Origin of the sequence: Azospirillum sp. CT11-132 (assembly GCF_047302835.1) — a bacterium.
Taxonomy (GTDB): domain Bacteria; phylum Pseudomonadota; class Alphaproteobacteria; order Azospirillales; family Azospirillaceae; genus Azospirillum.
The window spans coordinates 1,261,234-1,277,146 of the sequence record NZ_JBGLZA010000003.1 but is presented as its reverse complement, the minus strand read 5'-3'; the positions used below and the strand labels follow the sequence as shown (position 1 = coordinate 1,277,146).

14 protein-coding genes are annotated in these 15,913 nt (G+C 67.8%); 3 read left to right on the top strand and 11 right to left on the bottom strand.

Annotation, left to right across the window (positions count from 1 at the left end):
• Positions 1-4: 4 nt before the first annotated feature.
• The 11 genes from ACCD06_RS11755 to ACCD06_RS11705 form a co-directional block, all read right to left on the bottom strand.
• On the bottom strand, positions 5-799 hold the full coding sequence (locus ACCD06_RS11755) for a TatD family hydrolase (protein ID WP_413340815.1): 795 nt from the start codon (positions 797-799) through the stop codon (positions 5-7).
• A gap of 8 nt (positions 800-807) precedes the next feature.
• Positions 808-2,358: a methionine--tRNA ligase gene (gene metG, locus ACCD06_RS11750; RefSeq protein WP_413340813.1), complete on the bottom strand. Its 1,551-nt coding sequence runs from the start codon at positions 2,356-2,358 to the stop codon at positions 808-810.
• 52 nt (positions 2,359-2,410) lie between these two features.
• Complete coding sequence (locus tag ACCD06_RS11745) at positions 2,411-3,547, bottom strand: DNA polymerase III subunit delta' (RefSeq protein WP_413340811.1); 1,137 nt, start codon at positions 3,545-3,547, stop codon at positions 2,411-2,413.
• The gene (gene tmk / locus ACCD06_RS11740; protein ID WP_413342488.1) at positions 3,544-4,203 is read right to left on the bottom strand and encodes a dTMP kinase; all 660 of its coding nucleotides are present in this window, start codon (positions 4,201-4,203) and stop codon (positions 3,544-3,546) included. Before tmk ends, ACCD06_RS11745 begins: the two co-directional genes overlap by 4 nt.
• A gap of 11 nt (positions 4,204-4,214) precedes the next feature.
• Positions 4,215-5,405, bottom strand: coding sequence for a D-alanyl-D-alanine carboxypeptidase family protein (locus ACCD06_RS11735; protein ID WP_413340809.1), 1,191 nt, complete (start codon positions 5,403-5,405; stop codon positions 4,215-4,217).
• An 87-nt stretch (positions 5,406-5,492) separates the two neighbouring features.
• The gene (locus tag ACCD06_RS11730) at positions 5,493-6,452 is read right to left on the bottom strand and encodes a septal ring lytic transglycosylase RlpA family protein (protein WP_413340807.1); all 960 of its coding nucleotides are present in this window, start codon (positions 6,450-6,452) and stop codon (positions 5,493-5,495) included.
• 131 nt (positions 6,453-6,583) lie between these two features.
• Entirely contained in the window at positions 6,584-7,378 is a 795-nt protein-coding gene (locus ACCD06_RS11725; RefSeq protein WP_413340805.1) for a YdcF family protein, read from the bottom strand.
• 86 nt (positions 7,379-7,464) lie between these two features.
• Positions 7,465-7,857: a VOC family protein gene (locus ACCD06_RS11720; RefSeq protein ID WP_413340803.1), complete on the bottom strand. Its 393-nt coding sequence runs from the start codon at positions 7,855-7,857 to the stop codon at positions 7,465-7,467.
• Between the two features lie 42 nt (positions 7,858-7,899).
• Positions 7,900-8,487, bottom strand: a complete 588-nt coding sequence (locus ACCD06_RS11715) for a class I SAM-dependent methyltransferase (RefSeq protein WP_413340801.1) — start codon at positions 8,485-8,487, stop codon at positions 7,900-7,902.
• A 39-nt stretch (positions 8,488-8,526) separates the two neighbouring features.
• Positions 8,527-9,231, bottom strand: a complete 705-nt coding sequence (locus ACCD06_RS11710; protein WP_413340799.1) for an exopolysaccharide biosynthesis protein — start codon at positions 9,229-9,231, stop codon at positions 8,527-8,529.
• Entirely contained in the window at positions 9,228-11,123 is a 1,896-nt protein-coding gene (locus ACCD06_RS11705; protein WP_109074356.1) for an ABC-F family ATP-binding cassette domain-containing protein, read from the bottom strand. Before ACCD06_RS11705 ends, ACCD06_RS11710 begins: the two co-directional genes overlap by 4 nt.
• A 269-nt stretch (positions 11,124-11,392) precedes the next feature.
• Here ACCD06_RS11705 and betB point away from each other — a divergent pair, with 269 nt between their 5' ends.
• From betB to ACCD06_RS11690, 3 genes are all read left to right on the top strand, one after another.
• On the top strand, positions 11,393-12,862 hold the full coding sequence (gene betB, locus ACCD06_RS11700; RefSeq protein ID WP_413340796.1) for a betaine-aldehyde dehydrogenase: 1,470 nt from the start codon (positions 11,393-11,395) through the stop codon (positions 12,860-12,862).
• Between the two features lie 106 nt (positions 12,863-12,968).
• Positions 12,969-14,693 carry a choline dehydrogenase gene (gene betA / locus ACCD06_RS11695; protein ID WP_109074364.1) on the top strand — a complete coding sequence of 575 codons (1,725 nt, stop codon included), beginning with the start codon at positions 12,969-12,971 and terminating at the stop codon, positions 14,691-14,693.
• A gap of 45 nt (positions 14,694-14,738) precedes the next feature.
• Positions 14,739-15,707, top strand: a complete 969-nt coding sequence (locus ACCD06_RS11690; RefSeq protein ID WP_109074354.1) for a choline ABC transporter substrate-binding protein — start codon at positions 14,739-14,741, stop codon at positions 15,705-15,707.
• Positions 15,708-15,913 lie beyond the last annotated feature (206 nt).

The following is a 15,913-nucleotide window of genomic DNA, read 5'->3' as shown; positions in this document are numbered from 1 at the left end:
ACTGTCATGCAGCCGCCTTAACTTTGGACGCCTTATCGAACAGGCGGAAGAAATTGTCGGTGGTGACCCGCGCCAGCTCCTCCGCCGACACGCCCTTCACCTCCGCCACGCAGGCCGCGGTGTGGGCGACGTAAGCCGGCTCGTTGCGCTTGCCGCGGAAGGGGATCGGCGCGAGGTAAGGCGCATCCGTCTCCACCAGGATGCGGTCGAGCGGCACGTCCTTCACGATGGCGCGCAGGTCTTCCGACTTCTTGAAGGTGACGATCCCGGACAGCGACAGGCTGAAGCCGTACTCCACCGCCTCTTCCGCCAGCGCCCGGCCGGAGCTGAAGCAATGCAGCAGCCCCTTCACCGGCTGGCCGGCCGCTTCCTCCTTGACGATGCGCATGGTGTCGTCGTCGGCGTCGCGGGTGTGGATGATCAGCGGCAGGCCGGTCTCCAGGCTGGCGCGGATGTGCCGGCGGAAGCACTCCTGCTGCTGGTCGCGCGGGCTCTTGTCGTAGAAATAATCGAGCCCGGTTTCGCCGAGCCCGATCACCTTGGGATGGCGCGACAGCTCCACCAACGTTTCGGTCGTGGTGATGGCGAACTCCTCCTGCGCCTGATGGGGATGGACCCCCACCGAGCAGAGGATGTCGTCATAGCGCTCCGCCACCGCCAGGATGCGGTCGAACCGGCTGATGTAGGTGCAGATGGTGACCATCCGCCCGATGCCGGCCTGCCGGGCGCGGTCGACGACCGCATCCAGCTCTTCGGCGAAATCGGGAAAGTCGAGATGGCAATGGCTGTCGACGAGCATCAGGGAACTCAGGCCTTCGGTTCTTCGACGTAACGCGGGAAGACGCCCTGCGGCGTGGGCAGCGGCGTGCCGGCGGCCAGCGCTCCCGACGGACCCAGCGTGCCGAAGCCGCGCGCGTCCGGACCCAGAGCCAGCAGGTCCAGGATCTTGGCGGAGGCGTCCGGCATCACCGGCTGGGTCAGGATCGCCAGATGGCGGATCGTCTCGGCCAGCACATAGAGCACGGTCGCCATGCGGGCCGGGTCGGTCTTCTTCAGCGCCCACGGAGCCTGTTCGTCGACATAACGGTTGGCGTCGCCGACCACGGCCCAGATGGCGTCCAGCGCCTTGTGGAAGGCCTGCGCCTTGAACTCCGCCCGGACGATGTCCAGCATGCCATAGGCGGAGCCGAGCAGCGTGTTGTCAGCCTCGGTGAACGCGCCCGGCGTCGGCACGGTGGCGCCGCAGTTCTTGCCGATCATCGACAGGACGCGCTGCACCAGATTGCCGTAATCGTTGGCGAGGTTGCCGTTGATCCGGTTGACCATCTGCTTGTGCGAGAAGTCGCCGTCATTGCCGAACGGCACCTCGCGCAGCAGGAAATAGCGGGTCTGGTCGAGGCCGTAGGTGTTGACCAGCGTTTCCGGCGCGATGACGTTGCCGAGAGACTTCGACATCTTCTGGCCTTCGATCGTCCACCAGCCATGGGCGAAGACACGGCGGGGCGGCTGCAGGCCGGCGGCCATCAGGAAGGCCGGCCAATAGACGGCGTGGAAGCGCAGGATGTCCTTGCCGACCATGTGCAGGTCGGCCGGCCAGTATTTGGCATACTCGCCAGTGGTGTCGGGATAGCCGACGGCGGTGATGTAGTTCGCCAGCGCGTCGAGCCAGACATACATGATGTGGGCATCATCGCCCGGCACCGGGATGCCCCACTTGAAGGTGGTGCGGCTGACCGACAGGTCCTTCAGGCCCGACTTGACGAAGGACATCACCTCGTTGCGCTTGCCGGCCGGCGCGATGAAATCCGGGTTCTGTTCATAGAACTCGATCAGCCGGTCCTGCCAGGCCGAGAGCTTGAAGAAGTAAGACGGCTCCTCCACCCATTCGCATTCGGCGCCGGTCGGGGCGATCTTCTTGCCGTCGGCGTTGGTGGTCAGCTCGTCTTCGCCATAGAAGGCCTCGTCGCGAACCGAATACCAGCCGGCGTAGGACCCCAGATAGATCTCGCCGCGATCCTTCAGCACCGTCCACAGCGCCTGCACCGACTTGACGTGGCGCGGCTCGGTGGTGCGGATGAAGTCGTCGTTGGAATAGTTCATCAGCGACACGAGATCGCGGAAGTTCTGCGACACCCGGTCGGTGAACTCCTGCGGCGCGATGCCGGCCTTCTCCGCCGACTTCTCCACCTTCTGGCCATGCTCGTCGGTGCCGGTCAGGAACTTCACGTCATAGCCGTCGAGGCGCATGAACCGGGCGAGGACGTCGCAGGCAAGCGTCGTGTAGGCGTGGCCGATGTGCGGCACGTCGTTCACGTAATAGATCGGCGTCGTCAGATAGAAGGTCTTCGGCCCGGCCATTTGCGGCACTTTCTTTCAAGTCAGGTTCAACCGGCAGGTTCAAGAAACAACGCTAGGCGGCGGCCGTTTCCAGCGCTGCCAGTGCGTTCAGGACCACCTGCTTGCGGTCCAGGTTTGCGGATTCCGCGCGCGCGAAAAGACGCTGAACCTTTTCCCACACCTCCACCCAACGTTCAAGACCGCGAGCATTGGCCAGCCGGGTCATCAGGGCGGCCTCGCCCGGCACCACCTCCGCTGGCCAGGACCCGCGGGCGAGCGACCGGGCGAAGCGGGCCAGCCACCAGACCAGCAACTCCGTCGCCGTCTCGAACATCCCGTCGTCCTGTTTGCGGGTCAGCTTGTCGCCGAAGGCGTGAGCGGCGACAATGTCGATACGCGGCAGGTCGGACAGCAGCCCGACCATCTCGCGGTACAGCGCCAATCCACCGGCATCTGCCAGATCGATGGCGCGGCCGACGCTGCCCTCCGACAGTCGGGCCAGCGCCGGGCGGTCGTCGGCGGCGATGTCCGGCCGATGCTGCCCCAGCAGGTCGATCACCGTCTCCTCATCCAGCGGCTTCAGCGTCAGCTTGCGGCAGCGCGAGCGGATGGTCGGCAGCATGCCGCCGGGATTGTCGCTGACCAGCAGCAGCAGGGCGCCGGGCGGCGGCTCTTCCAGGATTTTCAGGATGGCGTTCAGGCCGCTCAGGTTCATGCGGTCGGCGCCGTCGATCACCGCGACGCGCCAGCCGCCTTCCGCCGAGGTGCGGCGCAGGAACGGACCGATCTTGCGCACGTCGTCCACCGCAATGTCGCGCTTCAACCGGCCCTTCTTCTCGTCGCGCTGGCGTTCGATGGTCAGCAGATCGGCATGGCCGCCCGACGCCACCCGGCGGAACACCGGATGGTCGGGGCCGATGTGCAGCGAGGTGACCGGCGCGGCTCCGCCCAATAGACTATTGCCGAACAGGCTGTCGCCCGGCGGGTCTTGCGCCAGGACGAAGCGGGCGAAGCGGAAGGCCAACGTCGCCTTGCCGATCCCCGGCGTGCCGCCGATCAGCCAGGCATGCGGCAGCCGGCCGGAATTCCAGGCCTCCAGCAGCAGCCGTTCCGCCTCCTCGTGCCCGACGAGGTCCGGGTTGCGCCGGGGGGCGAGCGCCTCCTCCGCAGCCGGTGCGGCGGCAGGGGTGGATGTGCGCGCCTTGCTCACGATTGCAGCTCCAGCCGGCCGGCGACGGCATCCCAGACGCGGGCCTGCACCCCGTCCAGGTCGGCGTCGGCATCCACGACAGCGCAGCGCTCCGGCTCCCGCCGGGCGATGTCGAGGAAGCCGTCGCGCAGCCGCTGGTGAAAGCCGATGTCCATCCGCTCATAGCGGTCCTCGCCGCCATGGCGCGACGCGGCGCGGCGCAGACCCGTCTCGACGCCGATGTCCAGGATCAGCGTCAGGTCGGGGCGGAACTCGCCCAATGCCGCCCGCTGTAGGGTCTCCACCAATTCGCGCCCCAGCCCCAGCCCATAGCCCTGATAGGCCATGGTGCTGTCGAAGAAGCGGTCGCACAGCACCCACCGCCCGGCCTCCAGCGCCGGCCATACCGTCCGTTCCAGATGGTCGCGGCGGGCGGCGGTGTGCAGCAGCGCCTCCGTCATCGGGCTCCAGCGGCCGGTCTCGCCGGTCACCAGCAGGCCGCGAATTTCCTCCGCTCCCGGCGATCCGCCCGGCTCGCGCGTCGTCACGACGTCGATGCCGCGGGCGCGCAGACCGTCGGCCAGACGGCGCAGCTGTGTCGACTTGCCGGCTCCTTCGCCGCCTTCCAGCGTGATGAAGCGGCCACGGTTGGCGGAGGCGGTGAAGGAGGTCGGCATGGTCGTCACGATTACAGGCTGTTGCCGAAGACGAGATATTTGGCGGCGGCGAAGGCGCGGCCGACGAAGCCGGCCTTCGGCACGTCCTGCGCCGCGACCACCGGCACCTCCTTGCCCGGGAAGCCGGGGGCGGAGATGACCAGCTTGCCGACAGTGTCGCCCTTCTTGATCGGGGCGGCAACCGGCGCGCTGCTGACCAGCGACACCTTCATGCCGGGGCGGTCGGCGCGGGCCATGGTCACGCTCAGGTTCTGCGGCACGGTGACCGGCACCATATCCTGCTCACCCAGCCAGACCGGCACCTGCTCGATCGTCTCGCCGCCCTTGTAGAGGGTGTAGGAGGCGAACTCACGGAAGCCCCACTCGATCAGCCGGGCCGATTCGTCGGCGCGCGCCTGCATGCTGGGCAGGCCGTTGACCACCAGCAGCAACCGGCGCCCCTCGCGCTCGCCCGACGCGGTCAGGCCATAGCCGCCGGCATCGGTGTGGCCGGTCTTCAGCCCGTCCACATTCATGTTGCGGTAGAGCAGCGGGTTGCGGTTGCCCTGGGTAATGCCGTGATACTTGAACTCCCGGATCGAATCGTACTTGTAGAACTCCGGGAAATCCTTGATCAGGCGTTCGGAGAGGAGCGCCAGATCGCGGGCGGTCATATAGTGGTTCGGGTCGGGCCAGCCGGTGGCGTTGACGAAGTTGCTGTTCTTCAGCCCCAGCTCGCGCGCCCTCTTGTTCGCCTGTTCGGCGAACGCCCCTTCCGACCCGGCCAGCCCTTCGGCCAGCACGATGCAGGCGTCGTTGCCGGACTGGACGATCATGCCCTTCAGCAGGTCGTCGACCTTGATGTTGTTGTGAAGCTCCACGAACATCTTGGAGCCCTGCATCCGCCAGGCCCGCTCGCTCACCGGCAGTGTGCTCTCCAGCGTCAGGCGGCCGGCCTTGATCGCCTCGAAGACCATGTAGGCGGTCATGATCTTGCTCATCGACGAGGGGGCCATGCGCTCGTCGGCATTCTTCTCGAACAGTACGGTGTCCGAGGTCAGATCGACCAGGATCGCCTGCTTGGCGATGGTGTCGATGGTCGCGGCCTGGACCGAGACAGTGGTGAAGCCGGCGCCAATCGTGGCCCCGGCCATCGCAATTCCGGCCGCAACGGCGACGGAACGGCCGAAAACGGCGCACAGGCGGACGACAACAGCGTTCATGGCAACAATCCTCCAAGGGCACTCGGTACAGGCATTGGGTCATTGGCGCTCCGGAAGAGCAGCCGGGAATGAGGTCGGGTGGACGGATCAATCCACCACGATTTTGGCCTCCGTAAGGCCGGCCTGGATGATCTGGTTCAGCAGGCTGTCGGCACGGTCCACAGTGTCCAGCGGGCCGACGCGGACGCGGTGCAGGGTCATGCCGGCCGACCGCGTCTGGCTGACGCTGGCGCGCTGGCCGATGGCGGACAGCCGGGCACGAGCCTTCGCGACATTTTCCTCGCTGCCGAACGCGCCGACCTGCACATAGATGGCCTCGTGCGCCCTCACCGGCAATTGCGCCACCACCGGGGCCGGCACGAAGCGTCCTTCCGACATGCTGCCGGCGACGGTGGCGGGCGGGGGAATTGGGGCGCCGACCACCGCCGGGCGGGCGGCCGCCAGCGTCGTCACCGGTCCGGCCGGTCCCGTCACCTCGATCCGGCCGCGCGGGGCGGCCTTCGGCGGCGGACCGTCGAGTTCGGCCAGCATCGGGGCGGGCGTGCCCTGGCGCGCGGCGGCGGCGATGGCGCGGCTTTCCTCCGCCAGGATCTGCACGCGCACCTTGGCGGTGCCGGGACCGTCGAAGCCCAGCAGCTGGGCGCCGCGGCGAGACATGTCGATGATGCGGCCGTTGGCATAGGGGCCGCGGTCGTTGACGCGCACCACGATGGCCCGGCCATTGTCCAGATTGGTCACCCGCACCAGACTGGGCATCGGCAGCGTCTTGTGCGCGGCTGTCAGCTCGTTCTGATCGTAGATCTCGCCGTTGGCGGTATTCTTCTCATGGAAGCCGGGACCGTACCACGAGGCGATGCCGGTCTCGTCGTAGCTGTAATCTTCCTTGGGATAGTACCAGACGCCGTTGATCTGATAGGGCTTGCCCACCTTGTAGACGCCGCTGGTCGGAAGGCCCGAGCCGGTGCCGGCGGGCTTCTGCGCACAGGCGGCGAGCGCTGCCACGCCGACCAGCACGAAGACCCTGCTCACCCCGCGCCAGCGACGCATCCGCCAATTTCCTTCTTTCCCGACCCGGCCCCACCACCGGGGCGGCGGCACTCTAGCGGAGTGGCATCGCCGCGCCAATGCCTCGAACGCGGCAGAAACACGATGACACAGCCCGCACGCGGGCAGGACCCTCAGGGGCCGGGGAACAGGCTATCGGTGCGGCCCATCAGCCAATAGGCGGTCAGCCCGATCCATTCCCGCACCGCGTCGTCGAGGATCACCAGATTCTGTCCGAACTCGAACCGCAGGTACGGCTTGGCATCGTGGCGGGTGCGGTAATCGACGGGGTAGGGGATCACCTCCCACCCGATCTGCCGGAAGATGCCGACCGACCGCGGCATGTGCATGGCCGACGTGACGAGGATCCAGCGCTCCCCCGGCGCCGGCTTGACCATCTCCTTGCTGAAGACCGCGTTCTCCCAGGTGTTGCGGGAGTCCGCCTCATAGATCACGCGGTCGGCGGGGATGCCGGCCTGGGCTAGAGCGGCACGGGCGGTGACGTCCTCCTTGTACTCCTGCCCCAGCAGCCGGCCGGACCCACCGGTGAAGACGGCCTTGGCCTCCGGATGGCGGCGGACGAGGTCGGCGAATCCCAGCACCCGCTCCGCCGCCTCATTGACGGAGGGATCGCCGCGGTCGGCGGTGATCGGCGGGTTGACCGCGCCACCCAGCATGATGATGCCGTCGATCCACCCCTCCGGCTCCACCCGCGGGAAGCGGTTCTCCAGCGGCAGGGCGACCAGCGCGCCCAGCCCGGTATACATGACCAGCAGGAGCAGCACCGCCGCCAGCGTCACCAGCCGCCGCCCCGCGCGCTGCCAGCGCCGCGTCCGCAACAGCACCACCCCCAGCGCCACCGCCAGCACCAGCGCATTGCCGGGCGCGAAGACGCCCCACAGCAGCTTCGACAGAATAAAGGACAGCACCGGCGCGCTCACGATGGTGGACGTGGAGGGGGCGAAGCATAAGCGGGGCGGTTGGGATGGGGCAACCGCGGTCGCTTTCAGTGCCGTCAGCCTCCAACCGGCGTGCACAGCTCCACGAGGGTGCCGTCGGGGCATCGGATGAAGGAGACGGTCTGCCCCCACGGCATGGCCTTCGGCGGTGCCAGTTCGGTGGCGCCGGCGGTCAGTGCGGTGGCGTGTGCCGCTTCCACATCGTCGGTGACCAGGGCGATCTCGACGCCCAACGGCTTGTCGCTGCCGCTGGCGAAGACATAGCCGGCGGAGTGATGCGAGATTGCCAGTTCCTGGCTGGCGAAGGACAGGGTGGTGGTGCCGGTGTCCAACTCGCCATAGTCGCCCGTTTCGGCGAGGAAGCGGCGGTTCAGCCCGAAAGCCTTTTCGAAGAAGGCCAGCGATGCGGCGACATCGGGAACGTAGAGAATGGTGTAGCCGAATTTCATTGGACTTCTCGCAAAGGTTGGAATGCCTGGTGGAGCACTCTATCACGCCCGGTCGCGCCAGTACCCCCACACCGATGCCGGCGGCAGGTTCCGCAGCGTGAAGCCCAACCGCTCCCCCTTCAGCCCCAGCGCCCCGCGGTTCAGCGGCGAATGCGGCATGAAGCTGTAGAGCAGGAAGCGTCCGCCCGGCCGCAGGATGCGGAAGGTGGCGTCCAGCACCTCGCGCTGGAACTCCAGCGGGAAGGTGATCATCGGGATGCCGATCACCACCGTGCCGACCTTGCCGCACAGCGCCTTGCCCAGCAACTCCGGTGCCTTGCGGCAATCGTCGGCGATGACGGTGACGGCGGGGCAGCGGGCGCGCAGATGGCGGGCGAGGTCGCGGTCGATCTCGAAGCTGTAGAGCCGGTCGGCGGGGATGCCGGACTCCAGGATCGCGGCGGTGATCGGGCCGGTGCCGCCGCCGAACTCCACCACCGCTTCGCCCGGCTCACAGCGGATCTCGCGGGTGATCCGGCGGCGCAGCGCCGGTGAGGACGGGGCGACCGACCCCATCGCCCAGGGATCGGCCAGCCAGCGGCGGAAGAACAGCCAGGATTCGGAAAGCGACGCGGGCGCCGTCTGGGTCATCTCTGAGCCTCCCTCAATCGGGACAGCCCGGCGGCTGCCCTACAGCGGAGTTGCTGCCAGAAGTTGGTGACCTGCGTATGACAGCCCGCTCGCCACCAGCGTCAAAAACACCAGCGCCGCCACGGTCAGCCCCAGCCCAATGCCGATGGCGCCGCCGTCGCGCTCGATCAGCCCCAGCGAGATCAGCACCAGCGCGAAGCCCGGCAGCCAGCCGGTCAGCGGCAGCGGCACGATGCAGGTCAGCGTCAGGATGAACAGCAGAAGCCCGAACCAGCGCTCCTGATCGATGCGGGCGAGGCGGTGGAGCCGCGGCTTCAGCATCCGCTCGATCCCCGTCAGACGCGGCATGGCGGCATCCAGCGTGCGCGCCGCCAGCCCGGTGCCGATGGAGCGGCGCAGCAGCCAGTCCGGCAGCCCCGCCCCGCGCCGGCCGAAGGCGAGCTGGGCGGTGTAGAGCACGATGGGCAGGTCGAACAGGCAGGACACGCCCAGCGGCACCGGCGCGATGGTGGGCAGCGACAGCGCCAGCAGGATGGTGCCGAGCGAGCGGTCGCCCAGCGCCCGGATCAGGTCGCCCAGCGTGACCCGCCCGGCCGGCAGGTTGGCGCGGAAGCGGGCCAGCACGTCCGACGTGCGCTCCTCCTCCGCCGTTCCGCACAGGGCGGGCAGGGCGATGGCGCCGTCGCTCTGCGCCTCGCCGACCTCATCGGCGAGCGGGTGGTCGATGTGGTGATCGGCGTTCAAACGCCGGCCTCCGCCGCGGCGCTCTCGTAGAGTTCGAGCGCCTCCAGCCAGGTTTCTTCCGCGGTCGCCAGCTTCTTCTCCACCGTGCCCAGGTCGATCTGCAGCTTGGTCAGCTTGTCCGACGGGCCGCTGTAGAGTGCGGGGTCGGCCATTTTCGCCTCGATCTTGCGCTTCTCCTCGCTCAGCTTGGTCACCAGCGCCTCGGCGTCGGTGGCCTTGCGTTTCAAGGGCGCGAGCGCCGTGCGCGCCTCGGCGGCGGCGCGGCGCTGGTCCTTCTTGTTCGGTCCGGCGTCGCGCTCGACACCACCCTTCGCCACCGCCCGCTCCGCCTTGGCGCGGTCGAGCAGATAGCGGCGGTAGTCGTCCAGGTCGCCGTCATAGGCCTGCACCGTGCCGTCGGCGACCAGCAGCAGCCGGTCCACCGTCATCTCGATCAGGTGCGGGTCGTGGCTGATGATGATGACGGCGCCGGGGAAGTCGTTGATCGCCTCGATCAGCGCTTCGCGGCTGTCGATGTCCAGATGGTTGGTCGGTTCGTCCAGCATCAGGATGTGCGGGACTTCCCGGCTCATCAGCGCCAGCAGAAGCCGGGCCTTCTCGCCGCCCGACAGATTGGCGATCTTGGTCTCCGCCTTCGCCTGGGGGAAGCCGAAGCGGCCCAGATGGGCGCGCACCTTCTCCTCCAGCGCCAGCGGCATGATGCGCTGGGTCTGCTGGATCGGCGTCAGCGACAGGTCCAGTTCCTCGGCCTGATGCTGGGCGAAATAGCCGATGCGCAGCTTGGACGACCGCCGCATCTCGCCGGCCATCGGCTGCAGCCGGTTGGCCAGCAGCTTGACCAGCGTCGACTTGCCGTTGCCGTTGGCGCCCAAGAGGCCGATGCGGTCCTCCATGTCGATGCGCAGGTTGACCCGTCGCAGGATCACCTTGTCGCCATAGCCGATGCTCACCCCCTCCAGCGCGATCAGCGGCGGCGCCAGCTCGTCGGGCGGCGGGAAGTTGAAGACGACCTCGGGATCGTCCTCCATCAGCGTGATCGACTCCATCTTCTCCAGCAGCTTCAGGCGGCTCTGCGCCTGACGGGCCTTGCTGGCCTTGAAGCGGAAGCGGTCGACATAGGACATCATGTGCTTGCGCCGCGCCTCCTGCTTGGCGGCCATGGAGGCGATGCGCTCCTGGTTGGCGCGGCGCTGAGCCAGGAACTGGTCGTAATTGCCGCTGTAGGTGACGAGCTTGCCCTGGTCGATGTGGATCGTCGTGGTCGGCACCGCATTCAGCAGCTCGCGGTCATGGCTGACCAGCAGGATGGTGTGCGGGTAGTTCTTCAGATAGCCCTCTAGCCAGATGGTCGCTTCGAGGTCGAGGTGGTTGGTCGGCTCGTCCAGCAGCAGCAGGTCGGGGCGGGAGAACAGCACGCCGGCCAGCGCCACGCGCATCCGCCAGCCGCCGGAGAAGTCGGAGCAGGGCCGCTGTTGAGCCTCGGCGTCGAAGCCCAGTCCGGACAGCACCTGCGCGGCGCGCGACGGGGCGGAATGCGCCTCGATGTCGGCGAGCCGGGCATGGATTTCGCCGATGCGCATCGGGTCGGTCGCCGTTTCAGCCTCCGCCAGCAGGGCGGTGCGTTCGGTGTCGGCGGCCAGCACGGCGTCGATCAGCAAGGTCGGGCCGCTGGGGGCCTCCTGCGCCACCATGCCCATCCGCATGCCGGCCGGCAGGGTGACGGCGCCGGCATCCGTCTGCAGCTGGCCCGAGATCAGCTTCAGCAGGGTCGATTTCCCGGTGCCGTTGCGCCCGACCAGCGCCACGCGGTGCCCTTTGGACACCACCGCCGTCGCGTGGTCGAACAACACTCGGCCGCCGAAGCGGAAGGTCAGGTCATTGATGTGCAGCATAGCGCGCGAGGATGTAGCACGAGGGGCCGCGGATTTGAAGCGGGGGCCGGCGAATGGCACGGCTTTGTCCCGCGCGGGACGGCCCGAATGCCGGGCCTGCGGCCGGTCGCGGGGCAACGAATTTGTTTGAACACGACTATTCCGGAGAACGGAATCGCCACCCGGTCTTTTTTAATTGAACGTTCAATCAATAAAAATCAGTCTGTCCCCTGGAATGATCGTGCTGCGATCCAATGCACCTTTGAGACCCGGAACCAGGGAGACGGGACATGATGGGATTCGGACGGCAGGCCCATTACATCCACGGCCGTCCTGTTGAAGGCGAGGGTGAGGAGCGTTTCGCCACCGTCAATCCGGCGACCGGGGAAACTCTGGCCGAGGTGGCGCAGGCGACATCCGCCGATGTGGACCGCGCCGTCGACAGCGCCTGCGCCGGGCAGGCGGTGTGGGCGGCGATGACGGCGATGGAGCGGGCGCGGATGCTGCGCCGGGCCGTCGCCCTGCTGCGCGAGCGCAACGACGCGCTTGCGGAAATCGAAACGCTGGACACCGGCAAGCCGCTGAGCGAGACGCGGGCGGTCGACATCGTCACCGGTGCCGACGTGCTGGAATATTACGCCGGCCTCGCCCCGGCGCTGGAAGGCCGCCAGATCCCGCTGCGCCCGACCTCCTTCGTCTACACCCGCCGCGAGCCGCTGGGGGTGGTGGCCGGCATCGGCGCCTGGAACTACCCGATCCAGATCGCGCTGTGGAAATCGGCTCCGGCGCTGGCCGCCGGCAACGCCATGATCTTCAAGCCGAGCGAGGTGACGCCGCTGACCGCCCTGCATCTTGCGGCGATCTACAGCGAGGCCGGGCTGCCCGACGGCGTGTTCAACGTCCTGCAGGGTGACGGCCGGGTCGGCGCCCTGCTGGCGGCCCATCCCGGCATCGAGAAGCTGTCCTTCACCGGCGGGGTGGAGACCGGCAAGCGGGTGATGGCCGCGGCGGGCGGATCGACCCTGAAGGAAGTGACGATGGAACTTGGCGGGAAATCGCCGCTGATCGTCTTCGCCGACGCCGACCTCGACCGCGCTGCCGACATCGCCATGATGGCGAACTTCTACAGCTCCGGTCAGGTCTGCACCAACGGCACCCGCGTCTTTGTCCACCGCAGCATCGCGGCTGCGTTCGAGGACCGGCTGATGGCCCGCGTGCGCCGCATCCGCATGGGCGATCCGCTGGACCCCGACACCAATTTCGGTCCGCTCGCCAGCTTCTCCCACCGCGACAAGGTGCTGCGCTACATCGAGGCCGGCAAGGCGGAGGGCGCGCGGCTCCTGGCCGGCGGCGGCGTTCCGGAGGGGGCCGCCTTCGCGCGCGGTGCCTATGTGGCGCCCACGGTCTTCACCGACTGCCACGACGGCATGACCATCGTGCGCGAGGAGATCTTCGGCCCCGTCCTGTCGATCCTGACCTTCGACGACGAGGAGGAGGTCATCACGCGGGCCAACGCCACCAGCTACGGCCTTGCCGCCGGACTGGTCACCACCGATCTGGCCTGCGCCCACCGGGTGATCCACCGGCTGGAGGCCGGCATCTGCTGGATCAACAGCTGGGGTGAATCGCCGCCGGAGATGCCGGTCGGCGGCTACAAGCAGTCGGGCATCGGCCGCGAGAACGGGGTCGAGACGCTGGACCACTACACCCGCGTGAAGTCGGTCCAGGTCGAGTTGGGAGCCTACTCCTCAGTGTTCTGAGCCGTCTTTCAGAAAAGGCCACCTTTCGAAAAAGGGGTGTTCGATGTCGAATTCACCGACCTCCGGGGCCGCTGCGCCGGAGAACGGCACCGCTGTGCCCGCCGCCATGTCCACGATAGCCCCTGCGGCGCGCGAGTATGACTACATCATCGTCGGCGCCGGGTCGGCGGGCAACGTCCTCGCCTGCCGTCTGACGGAGGATGCCGGCGTCAGCGTCCTGCTGCTGGAGGCGGGTGGACCCGACCACCGGCTGGATTACCGCACCCAGATGCCGGCGGCGCTGGCCTTTCCGCTGCAGGGCCGCCGCTACAACTGGGCCTATGAGACCGAACCCGAACCGCACATGGAGAACCGCCGGATGGAGTGCGGGCGCGGCAAGGGGCTGGGCGGTTCGTCGCTGATCAACGGCATGTGCTACATTCGCGGCAATGCGTTGGACTATGACGGCTGGGCCGAGCTGCCGGGGCTGGAGGACTGGAGCTATCTCGACTGCCTGCCCTATTTCCGCAAGGCGGAGACGCGCGACATCGGCCCCAATGCCTATCACGGCGGCGACGGACCGCTGTTCGTCACCACCGCCAAGCCGGGCGTCAATCCGCTTTACGAGGCGATGGTGGAGGCGGGGGCGCAGGCCGGCTATGGCCGCACCGACGATCTGAACGGCTACCGCCAGGAGGGTTTCGGCCCGATGGACCGCACCGTGACCGCGCAGGGCCGGCGCTGCAGCACGGCCCGCGGCTATCTCGACCGGGCACGGGGGCGGCCGGGGCTGACCATCGTCACCCACGCGATGACCGACCGCATCCTGTTCGACGGACGCCGCGCCGTCGGCGTCGCCTATCTGCGCAACGGCACGCCGGTGACGGCGCGGGCGCGGCGGGAGGTGCTGCTGTGCGCTGGTGCCATCGCCTCTCCGGCGATCCTGCAACGCTCAGGCGTGGGGCCGTCGCCACTGCTGCGCGAGCTGGGTGTGCCGGCGGTGATCGACCTGCCGGGAGTCGGCGGCGATCTCCAGGACCATCTGGAGATGTACATCCAGTATGAATGCCGCCAGCCGGTGTCGCTCTATCCCGCGCTGAAATGGTGGAACCAGCCGGCCATCGGCGCCGAATGGCTGTTCCTGGGCACCGGCATCGGCGCCAGCAACCAGTTCGAGGCCGGCGGCTTCATCCGCACCGGCGACGACGTGCCCTGGCCCAACATCCAGTACCATTTCCTCCCCGTCGCCATCAGCTACAACGGCACCAACGCGGTGGAGGCGCACGGCTTCCAGGCTCATGTCGGCTCGATGCGCTCGCCCAGCAAGGGGCGGGTCCATGCCCGGTCGCGCGATCCGGGGCAGGCGCCGAGCATCCTGTTCAACTACATGGCCGATCCGCAGGACTGGCGGGAGTTCCGCGCCGGCATCCGCATCACCCGCGACATCATGCGGCAGCGCGCCCTGGCTCCCTATCGTGGGGAGGAGATCAGCCCCGGCGTCCATTGCGTCACCGACGCCGACCTCGACGCCTTCGTCCGCCATCACGCCGAGACGGCCTATCACCCCTGCGGCACCTGCCGGATGGGGACCGACGACGGCGCGGTGGTGGATGGTCAGGGCCGGGTGCATGGGCTGGAGGGCCTGCGCGTCATCGACGCCTCGATCATGCCGCGCATCGTTACCGGCAACCTGAACGCGCCCACCATCATGATGGCGGAGAAGCTCGCCGACGCGGTGCGCGGCCGTCCGCCGCTGCCGCGCGCCGACGTCCCCTATTACGTCGCCGAGGCCGCCATCAACGAAAAGGAGACCCGGAAGGAGAGCCAGAGGGAACAACGACTGCGGGCCTGACCCCGCAAGCCGACAACGACAACCACAAGCAAGGAGAACAGGGATATGGGCAATACATTCGGTAAACTCTGCGGTCTGGCCGTCGGCCTGATGCTGGCAACCGGGACTGCCGCCCTGCCGGCGGTCGCCGCCGATCCGGCATCCTGCAAGGCGGTGCGTTTCGGCGACGTGGGATGGACCGACATCGCGGCGACGACGGCGCTCGCGTCGGTCACGCTGGAGGCGCTGGGCTACCAGCCGACCACCAGCATCTCGTCGGTGCCGGTCGTCTATCTCGGGCTGAAGACCAAGTCGCTGGACGTGTTCCTCGGCAACTGGATGCCCACCATGGAGACCTTCATCAAACCGGTGCTGGAGGACGGCTCCGTCGAGGTGACGCGCGTCAACCTGGAAGGCGCCAAATACACGCTGGCCGTGCCGACCTATGCCGCCGAGGCCGGGCTGAAGAGCTTCAAGGATCTGGCGAAGTACAAGGACAAGCTGGACGGCAAGATCTACGGCATCGAGGCCGGCAATGACGGCAACCTCGTCATCGACAAGATGCTGAAGGCCGACGCCTTCGGGCTGAAGGACTTCAAGATGGTGGAATCCAGCGAGGCCGGCATGCTGGCCGAGGTGAAGCGGGCGGTCCGGTCCAAGAAGTGGATCGTCTTCCTGGGCTGGGCGCCGCACCCGATGAACAAGACGATGGACATCACCTATCTGGCCGACGGCGACGACTGGTTCGGCCCGAATTTCGGCGGCGCCACCGTCAGCACCAACGTGCGCAAGGGCTATGCCGCCGAATGCCCGAATGTCGGCAAGTTCCTGTCCAATCTGGTCTTCACCCTGGACATGGAGAATTCGGTGATGGACGGCATCATGAACGGCGGCCGCAAGCCGGAAGCGGTGGCCGCCGATTGGCTGAAGAAGAATCCCGCCATCCTGAAGACCTGGCTGTCCGGCGTCACCACGCTGGACGGAAAGGACGGTCTGGCCGCTGCACAGGCCAAGCTGGGCGCGCTGAAATCCTGACCTGACTCCGTGTTTCCGCAATGCCTCCTCGACTCCGGCCGCGACGGGATGCCGGCGCGGCCGCTTTTTTTCGGGAGGCAGGCGACGCCCGCCCCCCAACGAACGCCTTGCCGCGCCGCGAAAGCGCCTCTATAAAGCGGCCCATCCGGCGCCCCGGTCTTCCGGCGGCGCCTGCGTGTTTTTAAATCGGCGAAAAGCCCCATTCC

Bases quoted from the DNA above. Each gene is read 5' to 3' on its own strand.
- ACCD06_RS11755 (WP_413340815.1), bottom strand. From the start codon at position 799: ATGCTCGTCGACAGCCATTGCCATCTCGACTTTCCCGATTTCGCCGAA.
- metG (WP_413340813.1), bottom strand. From the start codon at position 2,358: ATGGCCGGGCCGAAGACCTTCTATCTGACGACGCCGATCTATTACGTG.
- tmk (WP_413342488.1), bottom strand. From the start codon at position 4,203: ATGCCGACCTCCTTCACCGCCTCCGCCAACCGTGGCCGCTTCATCACG.
- ACCD06_RS11735 (WP_413340809.1), bottom strand. From the start codon at position 5,405: ATGAACGCTGTTGTCGTCCGCCTGTGCGCCGTTTTCGGCCGTTCCGTC.
- ACCD06_RS11730 (WP_413340807.1), bottom strand. From the start codon at position 6,452: ATGCGTCGCTGGCGCGGGGTGAGCAGGGTCTTCGTGCTGGTCGGCGTG.
- ACCD06_RS11720 (WP_413340803.1), bottom strand. From the start codon at position 7,857: ATGAAATTCGGCTACACCATTCTCTACGTTCCCGATGTCGCCGCATCG.
- ACCD06_RS11715 (WP_413340801.1), bottom strand. From the start codon at position 8,487: ATGACCCAGACGGCGCCCGCGTCGCTTTCCGAATCCTGGCTGTTCTTC.
- ACCD06_RS11705 (WP_109074356.1), bottom strand. From the start codon at position 11,123: ATGCTGCACATCAATGACCTGACCTTCCGCTTCGGCGGCCGAGTGTTG.
- betB (WP_413340796.1), top strand. From the start codon at position 11,393: ATGATGGGATTCGGACGGCAGGCCCATTACATCCACGGCCGTCCTGTT.
- betA (WP_109074364.1), top strand. From the start codon at position 12,969: ATGTCCACGATAGCCCCTGCGGCGCGCGAGTATGACTACATCATCGTC.
- ACCD06_RS11690 (WP_109074354.1), top strand. From the start codon at position 14,739: ATGGGCAATACATTCGGTAAACTCTGCGGTCTGGCCGTCGGCCTGATG.